This window comes from Methylobacterium sp. WL64, assembly GCF_008039945.1.
Lineage (GTDB): Bacteria > Pseudomonadota > Alphaproteobacteria > Rhizobiales > Beijerinckiaceae > Methylobacterium.
In genome coordinates, this window is the sequence record NZ_VRVA01000026.1 from 20,914 (window position 1) to 46,210 (window position 25,297).

The following is a 25,297-nucleotide window of genomic DNA, read 5'->3' on the forward strand; positions in this document are numbered from 1 at the left end:
GTGGGTCAGTAGCCCGGGTCTTCGCCGAACAGGTAGTCCGGGTCGCGGCGGCGCGGCTGGCGCACGCCCTGGTCTCCGAAGGGCGAGCGCGCCGTCTGGCCGGGCCAGGGCCTGTAGGCGTCCTGGCCATAGGAATCCAGATCGCCCTGCGCACGGCGGCTGCGCGCAGCGGGGCGTTCGCCGAAAGGATCGAGGGGGTCGGGGGCGGCACGCTCGCCGGTCATGTTGCCGTAATAGTCGCCGGCCACGCTGGCCCCGTCCTCGCTGCCGGACAGGTCACCGTCCTGTGCGTCCGGCCGCATGGCGTAGAGGGTCTCTCGCGGCACCAGGCGGAACTGGGTGTCGGCCATCTGGCCGTCGCCACTGGTTCGGAAATGCTCGATGACGCCGCCGCCCGCGACCCGCTGGCCGCTATGCGGGTCGATCGCCAAGTCGGCGATGAACGGCCGCGCCTCGGGGGAGGGGCCGCGCAGGGGCGTCTTCGGGATGCCGTTGGCCCAGGCCGCCTGCAGGATGGTGGAGGCGATCGGGACCGAGAGATGCCCTCCGGTCTGACCGCGGCCGAGCGTCTTGCGGCTGCCGTCGGCGTTGTCGTAGCCGACCCAGACCACCACGGTGATCTCGTTGGTGAAGCCCGCGAACCAGGCGTCGTTCTCGTTCTCGGAGGTGCCGGTCTTGCCGGCGACGTAGGCCGACACCTTGGACAGGGCCGCCGCGGTGCCGTGCTGGGTGACGCCCTGCAGCATGGTCTTGAGCTGGTAGAACGCGATCCGGTCGGCGGAGCCGATCCGCGTGGGCTCGCGGGCGGCGTGGGTGTAGAGCGGCTTGCCGTCCCGCTCGACCGATTCGAGCGCGAACGGCGCCGGTCGGGCGCCCTCGTTGGCCACCGCCGCGTAGAACCCGGCGAGGTCGAGCATCCGGACCGGCTGCGCGCCGAGGACGAACGGGTAGTAGGGCTCGCACTCGGCGTAGATCTGCGCCTCCAAGGCGATGTCGCAGACCCGCTTCAGGCTGGCCGGCGCCTTCGGGGCGATGCCCCCCTGCAATAGCCGGGCGGTGACGAGGTTCTTGGAGAATTCCAGGCCCCTGCGCAGGGTCGTCGGCCCGGAGCCGCCGCCCTCGTAGTTCTTCGGCGACCAGGAATCCCCGGATCCGCCGATCGGCGGCAGGGTCACGGCGGAATCCATCACCAGGGTGTTGGGCTGGAGCCCGGCATTCAGCGCGGCCAGGTAGGTCAGCGGCTTGAGGGTCGAGCCGGGCTGGCGCACCGCCTGGGTGACCCGGTTGAGCTGGCTCAGCGGATAGGAGAACCCACCCGCCATGGCCAGGATGCGGCCGGTCTGGTTCTCCATGACCAGGGCGGCACCCTGCACGTTGGGCCGGACCCGCAGCTGCGCCCGGGGTGCGCCGCGCCCCTCCGTGAGCTTGACCCGGACCACGTCGTAGAGCTGCAGCTTGCCCCGGGCGACGCCGGGATCCAGGGTGGCGGTGCGGCCGTCGGCGAGGCCGACCTTCACGGGGCCGCGCCCGGGCTCGAGGACGACGGCGACGGGCCAGTGCACGTCGTACAGGGTCGGCCGCGCGCTCTCCAGGGCCCGCAGCCACACGGGCTTCACCAGCGGCGCCGCCGGGGCCTTGAGCTTGGCCGCCTTCGCGCCCGCCTTGGCCTCGGGCTTCGCGGGGTCCTTCGCGGCCTCGGCCCGGGCCCCCGTCACGCCGGGCGCGCTCTGCACCGAGCCTTCCGGCGCGGGCGTCGCCGCCTGGATCCGGCGGATGCTGTCGGCGAGGTTGAGTTCGGGACCCGTGTAGGTCTGGCGCCCGGTGGCGCGCTCGTAGTTGGCGAGCCCGTCCTGCAGCGCCCCCTCGACGGCGCGCTGGAGCCCGGCATTGATGGTCGAGCGGACCGTGAACGAGCCGGCGGTCAGCGAATCCACCCCCGCGAAGGTGCGGGCCTCGCGGTTCAGGTAATCGACCACGTAGAAGCCCGAATCGCGCCGCGTCGCGTCAACCGGCTTCAGCCCGAGATCGGCGTTGACCGCGCCGGACATCTCGGCATCGGTGATCGTGCCGTCCTCCTTGAGGCGGGCGAGCACGTAGGCGCGCCGTTCGCGCGCCCGCTCCGGGTACTTGTCCGGACTGTAGAAGTTGGGTCCCTTCGGCATGCCGGCCAGCAGGGCGGCCTCCGGCAGGGTCAGCTGCCCGACCGACTTCCCGAAATAGCTCTGCGCCGCCATCTCGATGCCGTAGGCGCCGCGGCCGAGATAGATGCCGTTGAGATAGAGCCCGAGGATCTGCGGCTTCGAAAGGATCCGCTCCAGGCGGGCCGCCACGATCATCTCGCGGATCTTGCGCTCGTAGGTGACGTCGTCGCCGACCGAGAGGTTCTTCACCACCTGCTGGGTGATGGTCGAGCCGCCGGCCGGGCGCCCGGGCGAGGCGAGGTTGCCGATGAAGGCGCGGATCACGCCGCGCTCGTCGATGCCGTGATGGCTCTCGAAGCGCTTGTCTTCCGCCGCGATGAACGCCTTCTGCACGAGGTTTGGCACTGCGGTGATCGGCACCACGAGCCGGCGGCCGTTCGCCTCGAAGGTCTCGGCGAAGGGCTTGCCCGACCCGTCGAGGATGCGGGTCATGCCGGGCAGGACCTTGTCCCGGAGCGCCTCGGCGGTGGGCAGGTCCTTTGTGGCGTTGTCGTAGAACTCGATGACCTCGCGGGCATTGAACGGCGAGATCGCCGGGTTCTCGCCCTTGCAGAACTGCTTGTAGCTGGTGTTCAGCTCGTCGAGGTTGAGCCCGTGCAGGATCTTCGGCGCCCCCGGCCCGGCGACGCTCGTCGGATCCTCCATGGCGGTGGTGATCAATTCATCGAGATTGATGTCCTCGATGTCGAACGCCTTGCGCATGTGGGCGCAGCCGTCGCGCAGCAGGCGCACGACCTCGGCCTGATCGGTGAACGGATCGAACTGGGTCCGCACCGCGTCCGGCCGCGTCGTGACCTGACTCAGCGTCAGGGCCGTCGCGAACAGCTTGATCAGGATGGCGTTCATGCGGTCCGGATTCGAGGGGGCGGCGGAGCGGGTGCGAACCTCCCGGGTGCGCCGCCGAACTGGGCGAGCACAACGCGGCTGTTTTAAGGAAAAACCTGCCGGGGTGCCCCCCACCCGCAAGCTTCGCCACAGCACGTATTGACAGAACGTATTGACATCGAGGGGCGACCGGCCATGTTCGAGTGGGACGAGGCGAAGCGCCGGGCGAACCTCGCCATGCACCGCCTCGATTTCCGGGACGCGGTCGCCCTGTTCGACGGCCGCCCCCGGCTCGAAGGTCCTGCAGCCTTCCGGGACGAGGCGCGCTAGGTCACGGTCGGGGTCCTGGGTGAGGTGCACGTCATCCTCGTCTGGACCTGGCGCCTGGATCGGCGGCGGTTGATCTCGTTCAGGAGGGCGCGGCGTGAAGAACGACAAGCATACAGACAGGCATTCGTCGGCGGACCTGACAGCGATGGTTGAGCACGGCGACAGCGAGAGTGACTGGGACGCCGTGAAGGCGCTGACCGATGCCGACGTCGACGCGGCCGTTTCGACCGATCCCGACGAGGCCGATCTGGAGATCGACTGGAGCCAAGCGGTCATCCATCCGGAGTCCCGGAAGAAGATCGTGACCATGCGGGTCGATGCCGATGTCCTGGCGTTCTTCAGGGAACAGGGGCGCGGCTACCAGACCAAGATCAACAGCGTGCTGCGCGCCTACATGGATCATGCGCGAAAGGAGCCGGATCGACCCCTTAAATCAGGCGGAACCAATTCCCGCCGGTCGTCGTAGGGTCGCCGGCGCGGCCGGTCCTCATGGCCGAACGGCGCTTCTGAAGGCGCCTCGCGAGGACCGGCATGATCAACGACCTCTGGTACAAGAACGCGGTCATCTACTGCCTGTCGGTCGGCACCTTCATGGATGCCAACGGCGACGGCATCGGAGACTTCGCCGGGCTCGAGCGGCGGCTGGACTACATCCAGGGCCTGGGCGCCACCGCGATCTGGCTGATGCCGTTCCAGCCCTCGCCCAAGCGTGACGGCGGCTACGACATCTCGGACTATTACGGGGTCGATCCCGATTACGGCTCGCTCGGCGATTTCGTCGCCTTCGCACACGCGGCCAAGCAGCGGGGCCTGCGGGTGCTGATCGACCTCGTGGTCAACCACACCTCGGACAAGCACCGCTGGTTCCAGTCGGCCCGTTCCGACCCGGACTCGCCCTACCGCGACTGGTACGTCTGGTCGAAGGAGCGCCCGGCCGGCACCGACGAGGGCATGGTCTTCCCCGGAGTCCAGGAGACCACCTGGACCTACGACGAGAAGGCCGGCGCCTGGTACTTCCACCGGTTCTTCGACTTCCAGCCCGATCTCAACACGGCCAACCCCGAGGTGCTGGCCGAGATCTTGAAGATCATGGGGTTCTGGATCGAGCTCGGCGTGTCGGGCTTCCGGATGGATGCGGTGCCGTTCGTCATCGCCGAGAAGGGGGCCGATGTCGGCGGCAAGCCGCGCGAGCAGTTCGACATGCTGCGCGACTTCCGCGAGTTCCTGCAATGGCGCAAGGGCGACGCGATCATCCTGGCCGAGGCCAACATCCTGCCGAAGCAGGACCTCGACTATTTCGGCGACGACGCCGACCGCATGCACATGATGTTCAACTTCCAGGTCAACCAATCGACCTTCTACGCCCTGGCCGCCCACGACGCCCGCCCGCTGGTGAAGGCGATCGAGCGGACGAAGCCCCGCCCGCTCTCGTGCCAGTGGGGCATCTTCCTGCGCAACCACGACGAGCTGGACCTCGGCCGGCTCACCGAGACGCAGCGGCAGGCGGTGTTCGCCGAATTCGGCCCCGAGAAGGGGATGCAGCTCTACGACCGCGGCATCCGGCGCCGCTTCGCCCCGATGCTGGCGGGCGACCCCCGCCGGATCCGGCTGGCCTACTCGCTGATGTTCACCCTGCCGGGGACGCCGGTGATCCGCTACGGCGACGAGATCGGCATGGGCGACGACCTGGGCCTGAAGGAGCGGGACTGCGCGCGGACGCCGATGCAGTGGACCGCCGAGCACAAGGGCGGCTTCTCCCGGGCCGAGCGGACGGTGCTGCCGCCGATCGATCACGGTCCCTACGGCTTCGCGCACGTGAACGTCGCCGACCAGCGGCACGACCGGGGCTCGCTGCTCAACTGGATGCAGAGCATCATCCGCCACCGCAAGGAGGCGCCCGAGATCGGCTGGGGCGACGTGACGGCGGTGCCCACGGGCAAGGCCTCGGTCCTCGCCCTGCGCTACGCATGGCGCGGCAACGCCATCCTGTGCGTGCACAACCTCGCGCCCGAGCCGATCGAGATCGCCCTCCGCTCCGGCGTGCCCGAGCCGGAGCCCGACATCCTGGTCGACGTGCTCACCGGCTCGCGCAGCGACGCCGGCCCCGAGGGCAGCCACTGCCTGTTCCTGGAGGGCTACGGCTACCACTGGTTCCGGGTCGGCGGCCTCGACGCCCTGCTGAAGCGGACCCCGGGCTGAGCGGCGCCTCGCCCCCGTCCGCCCGGCGCGCTAGGGATGTGCCGGAGCGAGGATGCACATGGTTCGGACCAAACATTACCCCTCGGACGCGACGATCGCGGACGTGCTGCCCGGCCTCGAGGATGCCGAGGGCTACCTGCGCCAGGTGCTGGTCACGATGCGGATGTGCCAGAAGCATTACGGCGACGCCTGGGTCCGGATCGGGGTCACCGGCAAGGCGACGGCGCCGTCGTACCGGGTCGACCGGCCGGACGCGTCCTCCGCCCCGCCCGAAGCCGGAACCACGGAGCCGGGCACGGCGATCTTCGGCGCCTATGGCGGCCGGTCCCACGACCGCTTCACGAAGGTCAACACCGCCGAGACCCGGTGGAGCAGCCGGTCGATGGGCATGGCCGAGATGCTCGCGCTCCACGACAGCCTGCGCCGGCCGAAGGACGGATCGGCCTGAGCGGCCGCGGGGTGCCGCACGGCCGGTTCTGCGCTAGAACCCGGTCCAGAGCGCCGACGGCGGCGCAGCCAACCCGCGGAACCCCATGCCAGGAACGCCCCGCGCCGGGATCATCCCGGTCACGCCCTTCCAGCAGAACTGCACGCTGATCTGGGACGACGCCACCAAGGTCGGCGCCGTCGTCGATCCGGGCGGCGACCTCGACCGGATCGAGGCCGCCATCCGGGAGCAGGGCGTGCGGGTCGAAAAGATCCTGCTGACCCACGGCCATGTCGACCACGCCGCCGGCGCCGACGAGCTGCGCGAGCGGCTCGGCGTGCCGATCGAGGGCCCGCACCGCGCCGACAAGTTCCTGCTCGATTCCCTGCCGGAGACCGCCGCCAATTACGGGATCGGCGAGGGCAGGGCCGTGACCCCCGATCGCTGGCTCGACGACGGCGACGCCGTGACGGTCGGTGAGCTCGGCTTCGACATCCTGCACTGCCCGGGCCATTCGCCCGGCAGCGTCGTGTTCGTGAGCCGGGATGCGCGCTTCGCGCTGGTCGGCGACGTGGTGTTCAAGGGCTCGGTCGGCCGCACCGACCTGCCCGGCGGCAACCACGAACAGCTGATCCGCGCGATCAAGGAGAAGGTCCTGCCGTTGGGCGACGACATCTCCTTCATCCCCGGCCATGGCCCGACCGGCACGCTCGGCGAGGAGCGCGCCTCGAATCCGTTCCTGCAGGGCTGACACCATGGACAAGCGTCGCATCGGCCGCTCCGACCTCCGGGTCGCGCCCTTCTGCCTCGGCGGCAACGTCTTCGGCTGGACCGCGGACGAGGCGACCTCGTTCGCCATCCTCGACCGGTTCGTGGAGCGCGGCTTCGACTTCATCGATACGGCGAACGTCTATTCGCGCTGGGCGCCCGGCCACCGGGGCGGTGAATCCGAGACCGTGATCGGCCGCTGGTTCGCGGCGCGCCCGGGCACCCGGGACGGGATCGTGCTGGCCACCAAGGTCGGCATGGACATGGGTGACGCCGGCAAGGGCCTGTCGGCCCGCCATATCGAGCAGGCCTGCGAGGCGTCCCTGCGGCGGCTCCAGACCGACCGGATCGATCTCTACCAGTCGCATCTGGACGACGCGGAGGTGCCCCTGGAGGAGACCCTGCGGGCCTACGAGCGCCTGATCGCTTCAGGCAAGGTGCGGACAATCGGGGCTTCGAATTACGGCGCCAGCCGCCTTGCCGAGGCGCTGGCTGTCTCGTCCGCCTCCAACCTGCCGCGCTACGAATGCCTGCAGCCGGATTACAGCCTCGCCGAGCGCGGCTACGAGGCGGAGCTCGAACCGCTGTGCCGGGCGGAGGACATCGGGGTGATCGGCTACTTCTCGCTGGCGGCCGGCTTCCTCACCGGCAAGTACCGGTCCGCCCAGGATGCGGCGGGACGCGCCCGGGAGAACCGCGTCGCGAAGTACCTTACCCCGCGCGGGCTGGCACTCCTCGACGTGCTCGATTCGGTGGCCCGGGACCAGCGCGCGACGCAGGCCCAGGTGGCGCTGGCCTGGATCATCGCCCGGCCCGGCATCACCGCGCCGATCGCCAGCGCGACGTCGGTGGCGCAGCTCGACGATCTGCTGGGCGCTGCCGAACTGCAGCTTTCCGCGGACGCGATCGCTCGTTTGGACGCGGCCAGCGCGGGCGGCATCGAGGGCTAACGGGGCGTTAAGCGCGGAGCCTCAGAAAAGCGGGTGTACGGGCGCGTTCGAGCCCGTAAAATCGTGCAATCTCAACGCGGAACCCCTATATCAGGTGGACCAAGCGAGAGCGCAGGCGTGGGCGCCCGACGGCGCGAGTCCCTCCGTCGCGAACTGGTCCGCCTGCCCGAGGAATTTCATGGCCGACACCCCTCCGAACGAGCCCGCCGAGTACGGCGCGGAATCGATCCGCGTGCTGAAGGGCCTCGACGCCGTCCGCAAGCGGCCCGGCATGTATATCGGCGACACCGACGACGGTTCGGGCCTGCACCACATGGTCTACGAGGTGGTGGACAACGCCATCGACGAGGCCCTGGGCGGCCATGCCGACCTCGTCACCGTGCAGCTCAACGCCGACGGCTCGGTCACGGTCTCCGACAACGGCCGCGGCATCCCCACCGACATCCACAAGGAGGAGGGCGTCTCGGCGGCCGAGGTCATCATGACCCAGCTGCACGCGGGCGGTAAGTTCGACCAGAATTCCTACAAGGTCTCCGGCGGCCTGCACGGCGTCGGCGTCTCGGTGGTGAACGCGCTGTCGTCGTTCCTGAAGCTCCGGATCTGGCGCAACGGCATGGAGCACGCGATGGAGTTCCGTCACGGCGATGCCGTGGCGCCGCTTGAGATCGTGGGCCCCGGCGAGGGGCGGCGCGGGACGGAAGTCACGTTCCTGCCCTCCACCAACACCTTCACGATGATCGAGTTCGACTACGGCACGCTGGAGAAGCGACTGCGCGAGCTCGCCTTCCTCAACTCGGGCGTGCGCATCGTCCTGACCGATGCGCGCCATGCCGAGCACAAGCGCGAGGAGCTGTACTACGAGGGCGGCATCGAGGCCTTCGTCCGGTACCTGGACCGGTCCCGCAAGCCGATCGAGGGCATGGCTAGCCCCGTGGTTGTCCGCGCCGAGCGCGAGGGCATCCGCGTCGAGGTCGCGTTGTGGTGGAACGACTCGTTCAACGAGACGGTGCTTCCGTTCACCAACAACATCCCGCAGCGCGACGGCGGCACGCACATGGCGGGCTTCCGGGCGGCGCTGACCCGCCAGATCACCGGCTACGCCGATTCGTCGGGCGTCTCGAAGCGCGAGAAGGTCTCGCTCACCGGCGAGGATTGCCGCGAGGGCCTGACCGCGGTCATCTCCGTGCAGGTGCCGGATCCGAAATTCTCGTCGCAGACCAAGGACAAGCTGGTCTCCTCCGAGGTCCGCCCCGCGGTCGAGAACGTGCTGAACGAGGGCCTGTCGACCTGGCTCGAGGAGAACCCGCAGCAGGCCCGCTCGGTGATGGGCAAGGTCGTGCTGGCGGCCTCCGCCCGCGAGGCGGCCCGGAAGGCCCGCGAGACCGTGACCCGCAAGGGCGCGCTGGACATCGCCTCGCTCCCCGGCAAGCTCGCTGACTGCCAGGAGCGCGACCCGTCGAAGTGCGAGATCCTGCTGGTCGAGGGCGATTCGGCCGGCGGCTCGGCCAAACAGGGCCGCGACCGGGCGTTCCAGGCGGTGCTGCCCCTGCGCGGCAAGATCCTCAACGTCGAGCGGGTGCGGGCCGACCGCATGCTGTCCTCGGCCGAGATCGGCACGCTGATCACGGCGCTGGGCGCCGGAATCGGCCGCTCGTCCACGGACCGGGAAGGCTTCAACCCGGAAAAACTGCGCTATCACCGCATCATCATCATGACCGACGCGGATGTCGACGGCTCGCACATCCGGACCCTGCTGCTGACGTTCTTCTTCCGCCAAATGCCGGAGCTGATCGACCGCGGGCACCTCTACATCGCCCAGCCGCCGCTCTACAAAGCCGAGCGCGGCCGCAGGGCGATCTACCTGAAGGACGAGCGCGCCCTCGAGGACTACCTGATCGACCAAGGGACCGACGGGGCAATCCTGCGGCTCTCGACGGGGGCGGAGTTCACCGGGCCGCAGCTCAAGAGCCTGGTCGAGGAGGCCCGCGGCTTCCGCAACGTGCTCCAGGGACTCCACACCCGCTACGACCGCTCGGTGGTCGAGCAGGCGGTGCTGGCCGGGGCGTTCGACGGGGAGGCGGCATCCCGATTGGGCGAGGCCGAGGTTCTGGCCGACACGACCGCGCGCCGTCTCGATCTGATCGCCGACGAGATCGAGCAGGGCTGGCAGGGTGAAGCCCACGAGGGCGGCTATCGCCTCACCCGGACCCTGCGCGGGGTCAAGCAGGTCGCCACCCTGGATGCCAGCCTGATCTCGTCTCAGGAGGCCAGGCGCCTGTCCGAGCGCGCCGACGCGTTCCGGGAAATCTACGGCGAGCCGGCGACGCTAATGCGCAAGACCGACGAGACCGTGCTGCACGGGCCCGTCGCGCTGTTCGAGGCCGTCATGGCCTTCGGCCGCAAGGGCCTTCAGCTCCAGCGCTACAAGGGGCTCGGCGAGATGACCGCGCAACAGCTGTGGGAGACCACGCTGGACCGCGAGGTCCGCTCCCTGCTGCAGGTGAAGGTCAAGGACACGACCGACGCCGACGACCTGTTCGTCAAGCTGATGGGCGACGTGGTCGAGCCGCGGCGGGAGTTCATCCAGGACAACGCCCTGAGCGTCGCCAACCTGGACGTGTGATCGGGTTTTCCGGAGGCGACCCGCAACGACGGCGGCCACCCACGTTGGCCGCCGTCGTTGCATTCTGATCGTCGGAACCCGGCTTATCCGGAACACGCCACTAGCCCCTGGCAAACGATCGTACGGCGGCGCTTTCGGGATCGGCATGTCGTTCGCGTGACAAATTTCAACGCTCGGGCGCTCGTGTTCCTCGTTTCATGAGATGTAACAGTCAAATAGCGCCATGACAGAGATCAGTCCAACGGTGCCTATTGAAAATAGTAAAGCGACACCAGAACTAAAGATTAAAATATTTCAGCGTGGCAAATAAAACTTGTCATTGCGTCAAGCATCGAATGATATCGTGTCGGCTTCGAAAATCGAATCGCCGCGGACCGGACGTCGTTGATGCGCTTGACTATAAAAACCCGACTCGTTGCCCTTCTGGCGATCCTGGGCACGCTGCTGTTGGGCACGACCGCGCTCGGTAATATGGCGCTGCACTGGAACACGCGAAGTCTGCAGACGGTCTTCGAAGATCGCGTCGTTCCGCTCGGTCAATTCAGTGGGTTGCGCGACGCCTACGACAACTTGGTGGAGGCCTCGCGCGCCCTGAGTGGCGGGCGCTCCGATCCGCGTTCGGGGGCCGAGATCATCCAGCGCGCGCAGGCGCAGGCGAAGCGGCAATGGGCCGATTACCTCGCCACGTATCTGACCCCCGAGGAGAAGATCCTCGCCGGGGAGCTTCAGGCACAGATCGACCGGAACGACACGATCATCGGAGATCTCGGGCGCCTCGCCGGCACCAACCAGGCGAGCGCCTATGCGGAACGGCATGTGGACCTCCTGAACGCAATGGTTCGGACTCAAGCCTCCCTTCGAAAGCTGACGGGCTTGCAGATCCGGGAGGCGCGGGAGGCGTTCGAGACCGCGCGGACGACGTCGGGCTGGACCGGTGTCCTGCTCCTCGCCGCCTTCGTGCTGGCCACCGTCGCGATCGTGTACGGCATCGTGACCGTGCTCAAGCAGGTCGCCGGGCCGCTCGCCGGGATGACCGCGGCGATGACCCGCCTGGCGTCCGGAGACGTGGAGGTGCCGGTTCTCGGCGCGGACCGCCGGGACGAGATCGGCGCCATGGCCGGCGCCGTGCAGGTGTTCAAGGAGGCGCTGATCGCCAAGCGCCGTGCCGACGCCGAGGCGGCCACGGAGAACGAGGCCAAGGACCGTCGCACGCTGGCGCTGGACGAGGCCACCCGCACGTTCCGCGGCGAGGTCTCGAAGATGACCCAGACCCTGTCGGCCGCCGCGGAGGAGATGGAGGCGACCGCCCAGGCGATGAGCCGGACCGCCGACCAGACGGCGGCGCAGTCGCTCAGCGTCGCCTCCGGCGCCGAGCAGACCTCGGCGAACGTGCAGACCGTCGCCGCGGCGAGCGAGGAGCTTGCGGCCTCGATCGGCGAGATCAACGTGCAGATCGTCCGATCCTCCGAGATGGCCGAGCGCGCCGCCGCCGACGCCGCCCAGACCAACGCGATCATGCAGGGGCTCGCCGACGGCGCCGAGAAGATCGGCGCGGTGGTTGAGCTGATCAGCGGCATCGCGGCGCAAACCAATCTCCTCGCCCTCAACGCCACGATCGAGGCGGCGCGCGCCGGCGAGGCGGGCCGGGGCTTCGCGGTGGTGGCGGGCGAGGTCAAGGACCTCGCCGCCCAGACCGCCAAGGCCACCGAGACCATCTCCCGGCAGATCGCGGCCATCCAGGGGGAGACCCACCGGGCCGTCGAGGCGATCCGGACGATCTCGACGACCATCGTGGAACTCCGCGCCATCGCGGTCGGCGTCACGGCGTCCATGGAGGAGCAGGGCGCCGTCACCCAGGAGATCGTCCGCAGCGTCACGCAGGCGGCCGAGGGGACACAGGCGGTGACGAGCAACATCGGGGCGGTCACCGCCGCCGTCGGCGAGACCGGAGCCTCGGCGTCGCACGTCCTGATCGCCGCGACGGAGCTCTCGCACCAATCGGAACGGCTGACCGTCGAGGTCGCGGACTTTTTGGCCAAGGTGCAGGCGGCCTGAACGGGCGCGGCGGTCGGACCGCGATCCGACCGACCAGGGCTACGGCGCGCCCGGTTCCGGCAGCCGCATCAGCGGCTCGCCCATGCGCAGGCGGGCCCCCTCCTGGAGGCTGGGCGACAGGGTGAAGCCCGGCGGAGCCAGGACCACGATGGTCGAGCCGTGCTCGAACCAGCCCATCTCCGCGCCCTTTTCCAGGCGGGCGGTGCAGGGCAGGGGGCGGCCACCGGTCCGGCGCAGGGCCACACCCTCCGGCAGGAAGCCGAGACGCAGCCCCGCCACCAGAATCGCCGCCACCGGCACAAGGGTGACGGGGTGGCCGGCGATCCGCAGGCGCAGCACCGCCCGCTCGTTGCGGCAGAACAGGGCCTCGACGCGCTTCAGCGCGATCGGGTTCACGTTCCAGGTGTCCCCCCAGATGTGACGGACCGTTTCGACCCGCAGGTCGTGGGGGGCGTGGAAGCGGTGATACATCCCGGCGGTCAGCCGCAGGGTCGCGTAGGCGCCGCCCTCGTGGGCGCGCGCCAGCGCCGCGTCGCCCCCGAGCAGGTCGGCGAGGCTGTACGAGAGGCCCTTGATCTGGAGAAGCCGCCCGGCCTCGATCCGGCCATGCGCGCCCAGGATCGCGTCGCTGGGGCTGACCAGGACGTTCGGATCCCCGGCGATCGGCCGGGCACCGGGGCGCAGGGCCCGCACGAAGGCTGCGTGCAGGCTCGGGAACCGTGCCTCCCGGGCGTCGCTGAGATCGACGTCGCAGAACAGCCGCCAGGTGGCGATCGAGACGTCGCGCACCAGGGGCTGCTCGATCCGGCTGAACCAGCCCATGAACCGGGTGGCGAGCCGACGCGGCAGGCGGTTGGTGAGCAGGAAGTTCAGATCCTCCTGGGCGCCCACCTGCGCCAGGGCGCGCCGCAGCCGCGATCCCGAAACCGTCATCATGCCGTGAACCACCTCCGATACGGCGTGGGGCGATGTCCGCACTCCTCGCCACCCTGTCCGCCACCGCCGCAGCGGCTTTGTTCGCCCTGCCGAAGGCCGCGCAGCGCCTGCAGTTGTCGCGGGCCAAGCATCCGTCCCTGACCGGCCACGCCCGGATGGCCCGGCGCGTGGCCGGGCTGATCCCGCACTACGCCTACTCGCAGCGCGCGTTCTTCCGCTCCGACGATCCGGACGAGACCGTGGCGCTGCGGCGGGAGAACGGCTTCGCGCGGCTCTCCGAACTCTACCGCGCACGGTTCGCCCGCACCCGGGCCGAGACCGACGCGGTCCGCGGCGGCCTCTCCGACCTGCAATTCACCGGGCTGTACCGGGTGCCGTTCCAGTATGCCGGCCACGTGCGCGCGCCTCTCGGCGCCGGGGCCTTCGCGGCGGCCTCCGACGGCGTCACGGTCACGGACCTCGACGGCAACGTCTTCTACGACCTGGCCGGCTCCTACGGGGTCAACCTGTTCGGCGTGGATTTCTACCGGGCCTGCCTGGAGGAGGGCACCGCGAAGGTCGCGGCCCTCGGGCCGGTCCTCGGGCCGCTGCACCCGGTGGTCACCGGCAACGTCGCACGGCTCAAGGCGCTCTCGGGCCTCGACGAGGTCTCGTTCCACATGTCCGGGACCGAGGCGGTGATGCAGGCGGTGCGGCTCGCCCGCTACCACACCGGCCGGCGCCGGATCGTGCGCTTCTGCGGCGCCTATCACGGCTGGTGGGGTGAGGTGCAGCCGGGCATCGGCAACCCGGTGCCGACCCGCGACACGCTCACGCTGGCCGACATGTCGGACCGGACGCTGCGGGTGCTGGGCAGCCGTCGGGACGTCGCCTGCGTGCTGGTCAACCCGCTCCAGGCCATGCATCCGAATGCCGGCGCTCCGTCCGATTCCGCGCTGGTCGACAGTGCCCGCAAGGCCGCCTTCGATCGCGCCGCCTATACGAAATGGCTCGCGGCGCTGCGCGCAGTCTGCACGGCCAACGGCATCGTGCTGATCTTCGACGAGGTGTTCCTCGGCTTCCGCCTCGCAAAGGGCGGCGCCCAGGACTATTTCGGCGTGCGTGCCGACATGGTGACCTACGGCAAGACCCTGGGCGGCGGCCTGCCGGTGGGGGTGCTGTGCGGCCGGGCCAACCTGATGCGGCGCTTCCGGGACGACCGCCCGGTGGACATCTGCTTCGCCCGCGGCACCTTCAACGCGCATCCCTACGTGATGGGCGCCATGAGCGCGTTCCTGGATCGCCTGGAGACGCCGGAGGTTGCCGCCCTGTACCGCGACCTTGACGCGACCTGGGATGCCCGGGCCGCGCGCCTCAACACGCTGCTGGCCGAGGCCGAGCTGCCGGTGCGGGTCTCCACCCTGTCCACGGTCTGGACGGTCCTCTACACGCGGCCGTCGCGTTACAACTGGATGCTGCAATTCTACCTGCGTGCCGAGGGGCTGGCCCTGTCCTGGGTCGGGACCGGCCGGATGATCTTCAGCCTCGCCTACGACGACGCGGCGTTCGAGGCGGTCGCCGCCCGGTTCGTGGCGGCGGCGAACGCCATGCGGGCGGATGGCTGGTGGGACGGTGGCGCCACGACCGACAAGGCGATCCGCAAGGCGATCCTGCGGGAGGTCGCGGCGATCCGACTGGGCAAACTCGGCGCTCGTCTTGGCCTCCGGGCGCCGGACCAGGTCTGATCGGGTTTCCAAAGGGCCTCCGGCCCTTTGGCAGGGTTCGGGGCGTGCAGCCCCGAGTTTGCAGGGCTCTGCCCTGCACCCGCAAAAGGTCCAGGACCTTTTGAAACCTGGACTTTGCCCGGCATCACCGAGGCGGGGGGAGCCCCCCGGCTCGGCGAGGCCGGGTAACGATCAGGCGCCGTGCTCGTGCGGCTCGTGCTCCTCGACCATCTCACCCTGCAGCAGGGCCAGCGGCGCCCTGTAGTAGAGCTTGATGTCGTGGAACGGGTCCGTGAGGATCTTGGTCGCCCAGACCAGGCCGGTCTGCACGTCGCGCACGAAGAACAGCTGCACCGTGCGGAACAGCAGGCCGGCCATCGCGAGCCACAGCCAGATCCAGCCGACGTTGCGGATCAGGTCGGTGGTCGTCTGGTGCGGCGAGATCAGGCCGAACAGGCTCGGATCGAAGTAGAGCGGCAGCGGCGACAGCGCCCAGATCGCCAGCAGCACGATCTTGCGCTGCAGATTGTAGCCGACCTTGATCTCTTCCTTGTGCTCGTGCGTCGCGTGGTTGACGTGGTCGTAGCCCTTCGGCTCGAAGAACAGGTGGCCCGCCTGCCGGCTCGTCATCGCCAGGAGCCAGCCGATCAGCGCCGCCGTCGCCGGATCCTTGAAGGCCACCGCGTAGGCCACCAAGAAGCTCACGGCGCTGACCACGTGCAGGCTCTGGTTGATCCGGTTGTGGTGGTAATAGCGGTGGTCGTCCCAGCGCTGGACGCGCAGGGTCTCAAGAAAACTCGCCATGCCGTGCTTCTCCGATCGAGGGTGGGGGACGGGTCAGAAGGCGCGCGGTCAGGCGTCGCGCTTGCGCAGGCGGATGAGGGAGAAATGGCCGAGCGGCGGCAGGGCCCGTCGCTCCACGACCTCCACGGGTGCCGTCGCGGCCCAGGCGGCGTAGCGCTCCCAGGAGAACTCGGTCCGCCATCCCAGGCGGCTCGTGATCGGCATCAGCGTGTGCTCGATCAGGCGCCGCAGGCCGCCCTCGGCCCCGATCCGGGTGGTGATGACGATCTCGCCGCCGGGACGCAGCACCCGGGCGAACTCGTCGAGGGCCGCCTCGGGGTTCGGCACCGCGGTCACGACGTACTGGGCGACGACCACGTCGAAGGACGCGTCCGCGAAATCGAGATGCTCGGCGTCCATCACGGCGAGGCGCTCGACGTTGCGCAGCGCCAAGCGGGCGACGCGGCTGCGCGCCTTCTCCAGCATCGGCGCCGAGATATCGATCCCGACGATGCTGGCGGCCCGCCGATAGGCCGGCAGCGACAGGCCGGTGCCGACACCGACTTCGAGGACACGTCCGCCGATCCGTTCGGCGGCCGCCGCCGCCAGGGTCCGGCCCTGGGCGAAGACCGGGCCGAACACCAGATCGTAGACCGGTGCCCAGCGGCCATAGGCCTTGGCGACGCCGTCGCGATCGAGGTCTGGACCGAGCGTCGCCGCCCGCGGTGAACCGGTGCCGTGCGTTCCGAGGGCCATGAGGGTCCTGTCTCTCGCTGTCTGTCAGGTTGAGGCGCCCGGCCGCCGGCCGCGCCGCGGGCCGATGGATCCGGGGTTCGGGAAAGGGCGGGCTCAGGCCCGGATCGGAACCGTGCGGGGTTCGAGCCGGCCGCTGGCGGCGCTGTCTCGGGCGGGGGGCGGACGATCCGCCGATGACATCACGGACATCGCGAGCGCCCGGCGATCAGACGGGACGGCGGCGCCGGTGGCGCATCATCAAGCGGAACGTCATCGGCCCCACACCGTATCCCCGCAGCGATCTTTCCGCCAGCAAAGCTATGATTGTCGTTTGACGATGTTGTGACATCACAAAAGGTTCTTTTACCGATATGCACTTCGCTGGCAAAGCATTCGCCGCGAACAAAACCTTTCGTCATCGGGAATCGTCTTGCGCCGCGGCCTTAGAGCCGTTCCCGACCGCGTTGCAAGCGGACCGGCTCGCAGTCCTGGATTCGACCCGCTTACTGATGCCGAACCGGTATCCCGTCGGCGGAAAGCGCTCCGGCAGATGGATGCGTGGCGTTGGAACCGGCATCGCCGACGCGGCGCCCGCCGGAAGGGTCCGGCGTCGAACGCGGCGCGGCGCCGTTCACGATGATGGCAAATGTCCATCCGGACGCCTCAGCGCGCGCGCGTGCATCGGCTATGGTCCGAATACCACACGGCCGGCGGACGGCGTGGCCGACATCATCTCGCCCTGTTATCGACGAGATGTTTCCCGGTATCGGTTGAGAAACGTGGCGCGATCTCGCGCCGAAGGAGTGTTGGGCGTGATCGAACAAATGCGGCGTATGACCCTTGCTGTGGCGGCGCTCGCCGGGCTCTCCGGCGTGGCCGGACAGGCGGAGGCCGCGCAGTGCGGCAACTCGGCGGCCGGGTTCGAGACCTGGAAGCGGGAATTCGCCCAGGAGGCGCGCGGCAAGGCCAGCGCGGCGAGCCTGGCGGCGCTGGAGACCACCAGCTACTCCACGGCGACGATCTCGGCCGACAGGGGCCAGCGCAGCTTCAAGCTGTCGCTGGAGCAGTTCCTGGCCAAGCGCGGCGGCCCGACCATCGTCTCGAAGGGGCGTCAGCTCAAGCGGACCCATGCCGCCCTGTTCGATTCGATCGAGCAGCGCTACGGCGTCCCCCCGGGTCCGCTCCTGGCGATCTGGGGCATGGAGACCGGCTTCGGCGCGGTCCGCGGCAACGTCAACACGCTCTCGGCGGTCGCGACGCTGGCCTATGATTGCCGCCGCTCCGAATACTTCACGGATCAGCTCTACGCGGCCCTGACCCTGGTCGACAGGGGCCTGCTGTCGTCGAGCACCCGCGGCGCCGCCCACGGCGAGGTCGGCCACACGCAGTTCCTGCCCAAGAACGTGCTGACCTACGGCACCGGCGACCTGAACAACGTCAACGCCGCCCTGTCGTCGACCGCGAACTTCCTGAAGGCGCATGGCTGGCGCCCGGGTGCCGGCTACCAGCCCGGCGAGCCGAACTTCGTGGCGCTCCAGGGCTGGAACGCGGCAACCGTCTACGAGCGGGCGATCGCGCAGCTCGGCAAGCAGATCGACAACGATTGAAGCTTGGCTTTTGGCGAATACTGTTCGGGCCAATCGGGTTGTACCGCTATTGGCCCGAAAATAGTCCCGATCGATCCTGAATCGACCACGCAGCTGCCGCAGAAAAGCCGGCCCGGTCCCGCTGTTTCGTCCCGGCGGGGCCGGCCGGCCCATCGATACCCATCGACGGTTCTCAGGGACCGCGGTGGCGATGATCCGGCAGGCGCCCGCTCCGCGACGAGAGCATTGGCGCCCGCATGGCTATCGACTCCGTGCCGCTCGGCGGCCCCACCACCCGGATGGCACGCCGCTCCTGTGCGGGCCCGCTGGCGGTCCTGACCGCGGCGGTCGCGCTGGCAGCCCTGGGGAGCGGGCTTCTTCAGCCGCCCCTTCAACGGGCCGACGACAGGCCGGCCGTTCCCGACCGCCAGAGCATGGGATTCGAGTCGGCCCCGGATACCCTGCCGCACGCGGCGGAAGCGCCGGTCGACGAGGCCTGGCGCGACGCGACCGGTGGTCCCCTGTCGCGCTGGGCGTGGTCGGGGATCGAACCCTCCCCAGCCCCGTCGATTCCGGCCCCCGTGCCGGAGACCCAAATCACGGAGCCCCCGCGCACGGCGATGACCGTTCCGCTCCCGGTTCCGAGGCCGCCCGAATTCCGGTCCGCGCGCGGACCCGATCTCGGCCGCAGGGCCGAGCGGCGCGTGGCCCGACGCGAGCTGCCGCCGCTTCCGGCACAGCCCCGCGAGGACGACCGCTCGTTCCTGGAGAAACTGTTCGGCGTCGAGCGCGCACCGGCCCTGGCCTACGCGGCCCTCGAGAGCCGGCCGGCCGATCTCGTGCCGCAGCGGCGCATCTCGCCGCCGCTCGCCCCCACCGACACGCGCCCCACGGCCGGGACCGCAATCTACAACATCGCGGCGCGCATCGTTATTTTGCCGAACGGCGAGAAGCTCGAAGCGCATTCCGGCCTCGGGGAAGGCCTCGACGAGCCGCGGATGGTCAACGTGCGGATGCGCGGCCCGACACCGCCCGGCACCTACGACCTCCGGGAGCGGGAGCAGCTGTTCCATGGCGTGCGGGCGATCCGGCTCACCCCGGTCGGCGGCAACGAGGCCGTCTACGGCCGCGTCGGGCTGTTGGCCCATACGTTCATGCTCGGACCGCGCGGTGATTCGAACGGGTGCGTCTCGTTCCGCGACTACGAACGATTCCTGCAGGCTTACCTGCGGGGCGAAATCCAACGCCTCGTGGTGGTGGCTGGCACGCAGGATCCGCTGCCGAGCCTGGCCGCGAGCCCGGCCCGCACCCAGATCGCCCGGAACGGCAACTGAGGCGTCTCGGGCCGGCGCTGGTTCCCGCCACTGCGCATCAGGCGGCGGCCCCCGGTTCCGTCACAGCGATTCGGCCTTGATGAGCGCCTCCACCGATTGCAGGAAGCTGCGGCGGGCCTCGGGCTTCGCGTCCCGCAGGTACGCGGCGATGAGCGCGAGCAGGTATCCGGTCCCCTCGTCGGCGCCCTGGGCGACGGCGGCATCCTGCCCGCCACCGTAGAAGACCGATAACGGGAGGTCCAACGCGTCCGAGATGCGGGCCAGCCGCTCGCTGGGCTCAAACCGGGTGGTGTCGGAATCCCTCGTCATGAACACGTCTCCGGATACCGTCCGCGCAACGAACTGGCATACAAAATTTCAACTTCAATATTCTCCCTGTGAGTCATGTCGCCCGTGTCGACATGATCAAGCAAGATGCAAAATCGACGTCAGTGCCTTAAAACGGCTCACCGCGCCGATTCGATGGGTGTCTTTATACCGATTTGGTTCGATTGCACTAAGCTCGGCCGAGCCTATGCTATGCGTTGAAACGACGTTGTGATGTAGCGACCGTCTGAAATCCGTCCGCGCTTCCCTGCCGGACAGGATCCGATCGACGGGCCGGTTCAAACGGCCGTCAGATGCCGAGGCGACCGATCGCGGGCAGCTTGATGCCCGGACGGCGCAGATCGATCCCGGCGACGCCGCCGAGCAGGTTCAACTCCAGCCCTTCGACCCAGGCGAGCGTCAACCCGAGATAGCCGCCGAGGTTGATCCGGATACCGGTCCCGGACGGCGTCCACCCGATCCAGCGGCCGTCATAGGGAAAGTCCTTGCCGATCGCCGTGGCGGGGAGGCTGGCCCGCATCTCGGGCACCGCCGCCATCACGGCCGCCACGAAGGTGTTCGAGTTCGGACCCGGCCACACCACGTAATCTCCGGGGCGCGCGTAGCGGTACTCGGCCACGGCCTTGCGGATGCGCGGCAGCATCGCTTCCGCGTCGGACCCGTCCGCCGCGAACACGATCTCGGGCGGGTTGCCGAACCAGCGCCCGTCCGGGACGAAGCGGTCGATCCAGATCGGCTCGCCCCAGGCCGTGTAATCGAAGCGCCGGTATCTGCGTTCGCCGGTCCCCTTGATTACGATCCAGCTGTGGGTCGCCACGATCCCGCGCCAGCTCACGGTGCGGGCGGAGAAGATCCGGACGACGGCCGAGGGATTCGATTCGGCCGGCGGAAGCAGGCCGGCGCTGGACCGGTCCGCGGAGCGCCAGTCGCCGCTCGCGCGCAGCCAATACAGGGTCGCCGAGACCGCGACCGGCACCAGGAAGACGAGGACGAGCGCGAGGAACGCGAACCTGAGCAGGGACACGGGTTTGGCCGGGGCGTGATGGACGATGCTTCTCATGTAGGCACGGATCGGGCCCGTTCCCATGCGGCCGAACGGAGCGCGCTGGCCGGGCCCGCGTACGGTCACGACGGCTGGGACAACGCCTCGAGGAAAAGCGTCGTGGCCAGGAGGTCGGCGCACCCGCCGGGACTGAGCCGCGCCGACACGAAGCTGCGATGGATCCTCACGGCGCGGTCACGCCAACCCGGGTCGGCGATTCCCCCCGCTTTGAGGAAATCCGTCGCGGCGGCCTGCGCCCGGGCCAATCCTTCGGCGCCGCCGCGGTGAAGCAGGTTGGTGTCGTCCAGGATCGCGAGGAGCGCGAAGAAACACTGGACCCGTGCAGCCTGGGGATCGTCCGGCGCCTGGGCACGGCCGAGGCGCAGGGCCGGAAGGCTCACGGCCCGGATGGTCGGGAAACCGGCGGCGGCTTCCGCGCTGGCGCCCCCGACGCCGTAGCGGCGGGCGGCCCGACCGCCATGGCTGTCGGCGGAAGTCTGCGCCCCCGCGATGGCCCCGCCCCACAGCCGGCCCACGGCCTCGGCCCGGGCCTCGGCCGAAGCCGGGATGTCCCCGGTGACACCGGCGCCGGCACAGATCAGCCCCAGGGCGAAGATCGCGCCGCGATGGGCGTTGACGCCGCCGGTCGCCTCCAGCATCGCCGCCTCGGCCCGCAACCCGATCGCCCGCAGCTCGTCCATTCCAGCGCCTTCGCGGCCGGCCGACACGAGCGCCACGAAGAACGGCCGGATCGCCGCCGCGCTCCGCCGCAGGGTGCCGGCATCCATGTCATGGTGGCTGCCGGAATCGACCGGGCTGACGAGACCGGGCTTGGGCCACGTCTCAAGCTCGTCGATGAGCGCCGCGTGCGCGAGATCCGCCACGCGCTCGGGCCAAGGGTCCGAAGCGTGCTGCATGTCCTGAACGCACAGGTCGAAGATGCGGCCTCTCCCATGCGGCTATGATCGATCGTGCTGCCCGGCCCCGCGCGATCTGCGGCCCGTGCAGATAACGGCTTGTCGGCAACGGTAAGCTGCTACGCACCACCCGCGCAGCGGTCAATCGAACCGCTGCGACGGGCGTCCGAGCGGGCCGCGCCCTCAAAGCCGTCAAAACGTTCCGACAAATCGCTCCGGCAATTGCCAAAGATCAGGCGCCTGCGCCCAACTCTTGCGCTCGATAGCGTCGGCGAATAGTCTCTTCGTCGTTTCGAAGAGATTTTCCCCGGCGCGCAGCTGGATGCGTCGTCTCGTGAGTCCGGCAAGCTCGGTCTTGATATGATCCCGAAACTCTGACGGCGGAATGGCGTGGTGCGAATCCGGAATACTGATCGGTGCGGCGGCGTTGCGCTTCTTCTGGCGCTCGAACAAGATATCGTTGTCGCAATGCGCAAGATGAAACAAGAACAGATCGCCGAATTTCGGTCGATGATCGTGGACGACACAGTGAAAACCGATATGCCAATCGGTACGCTTTGAGATCAGCGTCGCCTTGCAGAGGGACGAGATCGAGCGGATATATCCGCGTTGCAGCGATATCGGCCGCTGGAGGTCGATCGGTGCCTCACCCTCGACATGGCGGACGTCGGCGCCGAACAGATCGAGGACCGGCGGCACATCCCGCGACGCGATATAGTCCGACAGTGATGATGCGGCATCCGGGTCGGCAACGACCAATTCGTCGGTATCGGTGAAGAGCACGCATTTGAAACCGATGAACAACGAAGCACAAAAATCGCGAATTGTATTCACGCGCGCCCATTCGTCCAGCGGCGTCCTGGGCAACCGGATCCGGTTCGCTGGGATCCCCATCGTCGAGCCGTCATCGGATCCGTGATCGAGAACGTAACAGTTCTCGGCCCCGACCTGCCGGTCGTAATGCCTCAACCACAGCGGTAACATCGTGCTTTCATTGTAGGCCATGGTGACCACGGCGAGCGGCCTTTTCTGCACCGGACCTTTTCCTCCGCAACGAAATGTCGATCCTCCGCCGCCATCGTACGCGGCGGCACGCTAATGAGGAGCTAAGCTGAACATGGAGCGAGCGCCGCAACTGTTGCGATCTCTGAGCAAGGACGCGCGGATCATCGAGATCGGACCCAGTTTCAATCCACTTGCTCCGAAGCGCGACGGTTGGAACACGATCGTCGTCGACCACGCGTCACGCGAGGACCTCCTCCGGAAATACCATGATCAGACGATAGATCGGATCGAGGAGGTCGACATCGTCTGGACCGGCGGTTCTCTTGCCGATGCGGTCCCGAGCGATCAGCATGGACGTTTCGACGCCTTCATCGCCAGCCACGTCATCGAGCACACCACCGACATCGTGACGTTCCTGAAGGCCGCGGAGACGTTGCTGAAGCCGGATGGCGTCGTGATCCTGGCCGTGCCGGACAAACGCAAGTGCTTCGACTTCTACCGCCCGCTCTCCGGCACGGCAGACGCGATCACGGCGTTCCTCGAGCGCCGGGACCGGCACACGCTGCGCACGCATATCGACTACGCCTTGAACATGGCGTTGAAGCCGGGCGGTGCCGGCGCTTGGGCCGCCGGCGACTGCCAGCCGGCCGAACCGGTCTGCCCGCTTACCGACGCACCGCAATGGCATGCGGCCGCCCAGCGTCCCGATTACACCGACGCGCATGCCTGGGTGTTCGTGCCGTCGAGCTTCAGCCTGATGATCCTGGAATTGTCGCTGCTCGGCTATCTCGATCTTGCGGTCGAGGACATCCAGGAGCGGCATGCGACGGAGTTCTTCGTCTGGCTGCGCAAGGGCGCGTCGCGCCCCTCCGACGACGAGGCCCAGCGGCAACGCACAGCCCTGATGCAGCGCGTGATCCTGGAACTGGCCGATCAGGCACGACAATTACCGGACGGGCCGCTCAGCGAGACGGCGGCGACTTTGCGCGACCGGCTCCTGCGCGCCGAATACCGCACGGCAGCGCTGAAGCGAGTGCTCGCGGCCGTGCAGGCCAGCACCGGTCGGTTCGGCCTGAAGCGCCCCCGGTTCAGGGAGCTGATCGCACTCGCCGGCCAGGACGTTCCCGCGAACGCCCTGGCTCCGATCCAGCACCAGATCCTGCTGAACGAGGCGACGAAGATCCTGCACCCGCGGAAAGCCTCCGACGATCCGGCGGGGCCCGGCGAGGACGATCCGATGCTGGCCGACAACGCGGTCCTGGTCGTGCCGATCGGCGCGGCGCAGTTCGCGGATCCGCTCCTGGCCGCCGAGCTGGCGCGGGAACGCCAGCGGTCGCTGGCCGTGCGGGTCGTGCTCGAGGCCGTGTCGAAATCCCTGGGCCCCCGCTCCTGGGACAAGAAACGGTTCAAGGCGATCATCGCCAAGGCCGCCCAGGAGACGCCCACCGAGGGCCCGGTCGCAGTGCGTCACGCGGTGCTGGCGGAGGAAAGCCGGAAGGTTCTCGGCGTCCCCCGCGCCTGAGGTGTCAGCGCGCCGGGGGCGCCCAGATTGCGAGGGCGGACGCGTCCACCGGGCGGGGCAAGAGGCGTTCGGCCCGGAAGGCGTCGGCGATCTTCTGCTGCTCGGAGAGGCCGGTCCGGGTCACCGGCTCCACCCGGTAGCTGCGCCGCGCGTTCGCCCGCAGGATCACCTCCGGTTCGATCTTCCACAGGGGCGCCAGGCGCGCGGCCGCGTCGTCCGGCTGCGCCTTCACCCAGGCGCCGGTCTCGGCCAGCTGGACGAACAGCGCGGCAAGCACCGGACCGTTGGCGGCCACGTAGGGGTCGGCCGCGAGGTAGTAGCGCTTGTATTGTGACAGCCCGGTGCCGTCGCGCAGGACCCGCGCGCCGGATTGCTGCCGGGCGGCGGACAGGAACGGATCCCAGGCGACCCAGGCCTCGACGCCGCCGCTGGTGAACGCGGCCCGGCCGTCCGCCGGCGTCAGGTAGGCCGGGGTGATGTCCTTGAAGGTCATGCCCGCCTCCGCGAGGGCGGCGAGCAGCAGGTAATGGCTGCCTGCACCCTTGGTGACGGCGACCCGCTGGCCGCGCAGGTCGGCCACTGTCTTGGCGGGCGAGGCTTCGGGCACCAGGATCGCCTGCGCGTCCGGGGAGGGCGCTTCCTGGGCGATGTAGGTGATCCGGGCCCCGGCTGCCTGCGCGAAGATCGGCACGGTGTCGGCCACGTCGGCCGAGACGTCGATCTGCCCGGCGTTCAGCGCCTCCATGATCGGAAGCCCGCTCGTGAATTCGTGCCAGGACAGCGCGGTCCCGAGGGGTGCCAGCGCCTTCTCCAGGTTGCCGTTCTGGCGCAGCAGCGCGATCAGCGTCGAGGACCGCTGGTAGCCGATCCGCAGTACCGTGGCCGCCCGGGCGGCGCGCTGAGGCGTGAGAAGGGCGACTGCGGCAAGGCCGGCGATCAGGCTTCGGCGGGAGGCGGGCATCGGGTGATCCGAGGTGGGGAGCGATGACGGCACTCTACCACCGGGCGCGGGCCTCCGGGGCAAGCGGC

Annotated in this window: 21 protein-coding genes; 12 read left to right on the forward strand and 9 right to left on the reverse strand. The window is 69.1% G+C overall.

The features are described from left to right. Positions 1 to 5: 5 nt before the first annotated feature. Positions 6 to 3,047: a penicillin-binding protein 1A gene (locus FV242_RS13970; protein WP_147939337.1), complete on the reverse strand. Its 3,042-nt coding sequence runs from the start codon at positions 3,045 to 3,047 to the stop codon at positions 6 to 8. A gap of 138 nt (positions 3,048 to 3,185) precedes the next feature. Between FV242_RS13970 and FV242_RS35165 the strand changes: the two genes are divergently transcribed. The 8 genes from FV242_RS35165 to FV242_RS14010 all read left to right on the forward strand — a co-directional run bounded on the left by FV242_RS35165 (position 3,186) and on the right by FV242_RS14010 (position 12,378). Next, positions 3,186 to 3,356, forward strand: a complete 171-nt coding sequence (locus FV242_RS35165) for a BrnT family toxin (protein ID WP_210248933.1) — start codon at positions 3,186 to 3,188, stop codon at positions 3,354 to 3,356. 94 nt (positions 3,357 to 3,450) lie between these two features. Then, positions 3,451 to 3,822 carry a BrnA antitoxin family protein gene (locus FV242_RS13980; protein ID WP_246692701.1) on the forward strand — a complete coding sequence of 124 codons (372 nt, stop codon included), beginning with the start codon at positions 3,451 to 3,453 and terminating at the stop codon, positions 3,820 to 3,822. A gap of 65 nt (positions 3,823 to 3,887) precedes the next feature. Continuing rightward, a complete protein-coding gene (locus FV242_RS13985) occupies positions 3,888 to 5,555 on the forward strand; it encodes an alpha-amylase family protein (RefSeq protein ID WP_147908290.1) in 1,668 nt (555 codons plus the stop codon). Positions 5,556 to 5,613: 58 nt separating this feature from the next. After that, a complete protein-coding gene (locus FV242_RS13990; protein WP_147908289.1) occupies positions 5,614 to 6,003 on the forward strand; it encodes a hypothetical protein in 390 nt (129 codons plus the stop codon). An 85-nt stretch (positions 6,004 to 6,088) separates the two neighbouring features. After that, positions 6,089 to 6,733 carry an MBL fold metallo-hydrolase gene (locus FV242_RS13995; RefSeq protein WP_147939338.1) on the forward strand — a complete coding sequence of 215 codons (645 nt, stop codon included), beginning with the start codon at positions 6,089 to 6,091 and terminating at the stop codon, positions 6,731 to 6,733. Between the two features lie 4 nt (positions 6,734 to 6,737). After that, positions 6,738 to 7,700: an aldo/keto reductase gene (locus FV242_RS14000; protein ID WP_147939339.1), complete on the forward strand. Its 963-nt coding sequence runs from the start codon at positions 6,738 to 6,740 to the stop codon at positions 7,698 to 7,700. Positions 7,701 to 7,878: 178 nt separating this feature from the next. Beyond that, positions 7,879 to 10,323, forward strand: a complete 2,445-nt coding sequence (gene gyrB, locus FV242_RS14005) for a DNA topoisomerase (ATP-hydrolyzing) subunit B (protein ID WP_147908287.1) — start codon at positions 7,879 to 7,881, stop codon at positions 10,321 to 10,323. A 387-nt stretch (positions 10,324 to 10,710) separates the two neighbouring features. Beyond that, a complete protein-coding gene (locus FV242_RS14010; protein WP_147939340.1) occupies positions 10,711 to 12,378 on the forward strand; it encodes a methyl-accepting chemotaxis protein in 1,668 nt (555 codons plus the stop codon). Between the two features lie 39 nt (positions 12,379 to 12,417). On the opposite strand, the gene asd is transcribed toward FV242_RS14010, so the two are convergent. Then, positions 12,418 to 13,314, reverse strand: coding sequence for an archaetidylserine decarboxylase (gene asd, locus FV242_RS14015; protein WP_147908285.1), 897 nt, complete (start codon positions 13,312 to 13,314; stop codon positions 12,418 to 12,420). A gap of 32 nt (positions 13,315 to 13,346) precedes the next feature. On the opposite strand from asd, the gene FV242_RS14020 reads away from it, so the two are divergent. Continuing rightward, entirely contained in the window at positions 13,347 to 15,038 is a 1,692-nt protein-coding gene (locus FV242_RS14020; RefSeq protein ID WP_147939341.1) for an aminotransferase class III-fold pyridoxal phosphate-dependent enzyme, read from the forward strand. Positions 15,039 to 15,209: 171 nt separating this feature from the next. Here FV242_RS14020 and FV242_RS14025 read toward each other — a convergent pair whose 3' ends face one another. Together FV242_RS14025 and FV242_RS14030 are read right to left on the reverse strand one after the other, a co-directional pair. Beyond that, positions 15,210 to 15,821 carry a hypothetical protein gene (locus FV242_RS14025; protein ID WP_147908283.1) on the reverse strand — a complete coding sequence of 204 codons (612 nt, stop codon included), beginning with the start codon at positions 15,819 to 15,821 and terminating at the stop codon, positions 15,210 to 15,212. 48 nt (positions 15,822 to 15,869) lie between these two features. Then, the gene (locus tag FV242_RS14030; protein WP_147855540.1) at positions 15,870 to 16,556 is read right to left on the reverse strand and encodes a methyltransferase domain-containing protein; all 687 of its coding nucleotides are present in this window, start codon (positions 16,554 to 16,556) and stop codon (positions 15,870 to 15,872) included. An 803-nt stretch (positions 16,557 to 17,359) separates the two neighbouring features. Between FV242_RS14030 and FV242_RS14035 the strand changes: the two genes are divergently transcribed. Together FV242_RS14035 and FV242_RS14040 are read left to right on the forward strand one after the other, a co-directional pair. Beyond that, positions 17,360 to 18,142, forward strand: a complete 783-nt coding sequence (locus FV242_RS14035; RefSeq protein WP_187193687.1) for a lytic transglycosylase domain-containing protein — start codon at positions 17,360 to 17,362, stop codon at positions 18,140 to 18,142. 236 nt (positions 18,143 to 18,378) lie between these two features. Further along, entirely contained in the window at positions 18,379 to 19,455 is a 1,077-nt protein-coding gene (locus FV242_RS14040) for a DUF2778 domain-containing protein (protein WP_147939342.1), read from the forward strand. Between the two features lie 60 nt (positions 19,456 to 19,515). On the opposite strand, the gene FV242_RS14045 is transcribed toward FV242_RS14040, so the two are convergent. The 4 genes from FV242_RS14045 to FV242_RS14060 all read right to left on the reverse strand — a co-directional run bounded on the left by FV242_RS14045 (position 19,516) and on the right by FV242_RS14060 (position 22,776). After that, positions 19,516 to 19,764 (reverse strand): hypothetical protein, encoded by a 249-nt coding sequence (locus tag FV242_RS14045; RefSeq protein ID WP_147939343.1) that lies wholly within the window; start codon positions 19,762 to 19,764, stop codon positions 19,516 to 19,518. Between the two features lie 307 nt (positions 19,765 to 20,071). Continuing rightward, a complete protein-coding gene (locus FV242_RS14050; protein ID WP_147939359.1) occupies positions 20,072 to 20,806 on the reverse strand; it encodes a DUF3750 domain-containing protein in 735 nt (244 codons plus the stop codon). 101 nt (positions 20,807 to 20,907) lie between these two features. After that, positions 20,908 to 21,741 carry a triphosphoribosyl-dephospho-CoA synthase MdcB gene (mdcB, locus tag FV242_RS14055; protein ID WP_147939344.1) on the reverse strand — a complete coding sequence of 278 codons (834 nt, stop codon included), beginning with the start codon at positions 21,739 to 21,741 and terminating at the stop codon, positions 20,908 to 20,910. A gap of 192 nt (positions 21,742 to 21,933) precedes the next feature. Then, the gene (locus FV242_RS14060; protein WP_147908278.1) at positions 21,934 to 22,776 is read right to left on the reverse strand and encodes a glycosyltransferase family 2 protein; all 843 of its coding nucleotides are present in this window, start codon (positions 22,774 to 22,776) and stop codon (positions 21,934 to 21,936) included. Between the two features lie 82 nt (positions 22,777 to 22,858). Between FV242_RS14060 and FV242_RS14065 the strand changes: the two genes are divergently transcribed. Next, positions 22,859 to 24,268, forward strand: coding sequence for a bifunctional 2-polyprenyl-6-hydroxyphenol methylase/3-demethylubiquinol 3-O-methyltransferase UbiG (locus tag FV242_RS14065; RefSeq protein ID WP_147939345.1), 1,410 nt, complete (start codon positions 22,859 to 22,861; stop codon positions 24,266 to 24,268). Between the two features lie 4 nt (positions 24,269 to 24,272). On the opposite strand, the gene FV242_RS14070 is transcribed toward FV242_RS14065, so the two are convergent. Next, complete coding sequence (locus FV242_RS14070) at positions 24,273 to 25,229, reverse strand: aliphatic sulfonate ABC transporter substrate-binding protein (protein WP_147939346.1); 957 nt, start codon at positions 25,227 to 25,229, stop codon at positions 24,273 to 24,275. Positions 25,230 to 25,297: the final 68 nt, after the last annotated feature.

What these genes read in the sequence shown, in the direction of transcription:
- FV242_RS14040 (WP_147939342.1), top strand. Translation starts at nt 18,379, where the DNA reads ATGGCTATCGACTCCGTGCCGCTCGGCGGCCCCACCACCCGGATGGCA.
- FV242_RS14010 (WP_147939340.1), top strand. Translation starts at nt 10,711, where the DNA reads ATGCGCTTGACTATAAAAACCCGACTCGTTGCCCTTCTGGCGATCCTG.
- FV242_RS14035 (WP_187193687.1), top strand. Translation starts at nt 17,360, where the DNA reads ATGCGGCGTATGACCCTTGCTGTGGCGGCGCTCGCCGGGCTCTCCGGC.
- FV242_RS14020 (WP_147939341.1), top strand. Translation starts at nt 13,347, where the DNA reads ATGTCCGCACTCCTCGCCACCCTGTCCGCCACCGCCGCAGCGGCTTTG.
- FV242_RS13990 (WP_147908289.1), top strand. Translation starts at nt 5,614, where the DNA reads ATGGTTCGGACCAAACATTACCCCTCGGACGCGACGATCGCGGACGTG.
- gyrB (WP_147908287.1), top strand. Translation starts at nt 7,879, where the DNA reads ATGGCCGACACCCCTCCGAACGAGCCCGCCGAGTACGGCGCGGAATCG.
- FV242_RS14065 (WP_147939345.1), top strand. Translation starts at nt 22,859, where the DNA reads ATGGAGCGAGCGCCGCAACTGTTGCGATCTCTGAGCAAGGACGCGCGG.
- FV242_RS14000 (WP_147939339.1), top strand. Translation starts at nt 6,738, where the DNA reads ATGGACAAGCGTCGCATCGGCCGCTCCGACCTCCGGGTCGCGCCCTTC.
- FV242_RS14045 (WP_147939343.1), bottom strand. Translation starts at nt 19,764, where the DNA reads ATGACGAGGGATTCCGACACCACCCGGTTTGAGCCCAGCGAGCGGCTG.
- FV242_RS13970 (WP_147939337.1), bottom strand. Translation starts at nt 3,047, where the DNA reads ATGAACGCCATCCTGATCAAGCTGTTCGCGACGGCCCTGACGCTGAGT.
- asd (WP_147908285.1), bottom strand. Translation starts at nt 13,314, where the DNA reads ATGATGACGGTTTCGGGATCGCGGCTGCGGCGCGCCCTGGCGCAGGTG.
- FV242_RS13985 (WP_147908290.1), top strand. Translation starts at nt 3,888, where the DNA reads ATGATCAACGACCTCTGGTACAAGAACGCGGTCATCTACTGCCTGTCG.
- FV242_RS14025 (WP_147908283.1), bottom strand. Translation starts at nt 15,821, where the DNA reads ATGGCGAGTTTTCTTGAGACCCTGCGCGTCCAGCGCTGGGACGACCAC.
- FV242_RS14070 (WP_147939346.1), bottom strand. Translation starts at nt 25,229, where the DNA reads ATGCCCGCCTCCCGCCGAAGCCTGATCGCCGGCCTTGCCGCAGTCGCC.
- FV242_RS14030 (WP_147855540.1), bottom strand. Translation starts at nt 16,556, where the DNA reads ATGGCCCTCGGAACGCACGGCACCGGTTCACCGCGGGCGGCGACGCTC.
- mdcB (WP_147939344.1), bottom strand. Translation starts at nt 21,741, where the DNA reads ATGCAGCACGCTTCGGACCCTTGGCCCGAGCGCGTGGCGGATCTCGCG.
- FV242_RS13995 (WP_147939338.1), top strand. Translation starts at nt 6,089, where the DNA reads ATGCCAGGAACGCCCCGCGCCGGGATCATCCCGGTCACGCCCTTCCAG.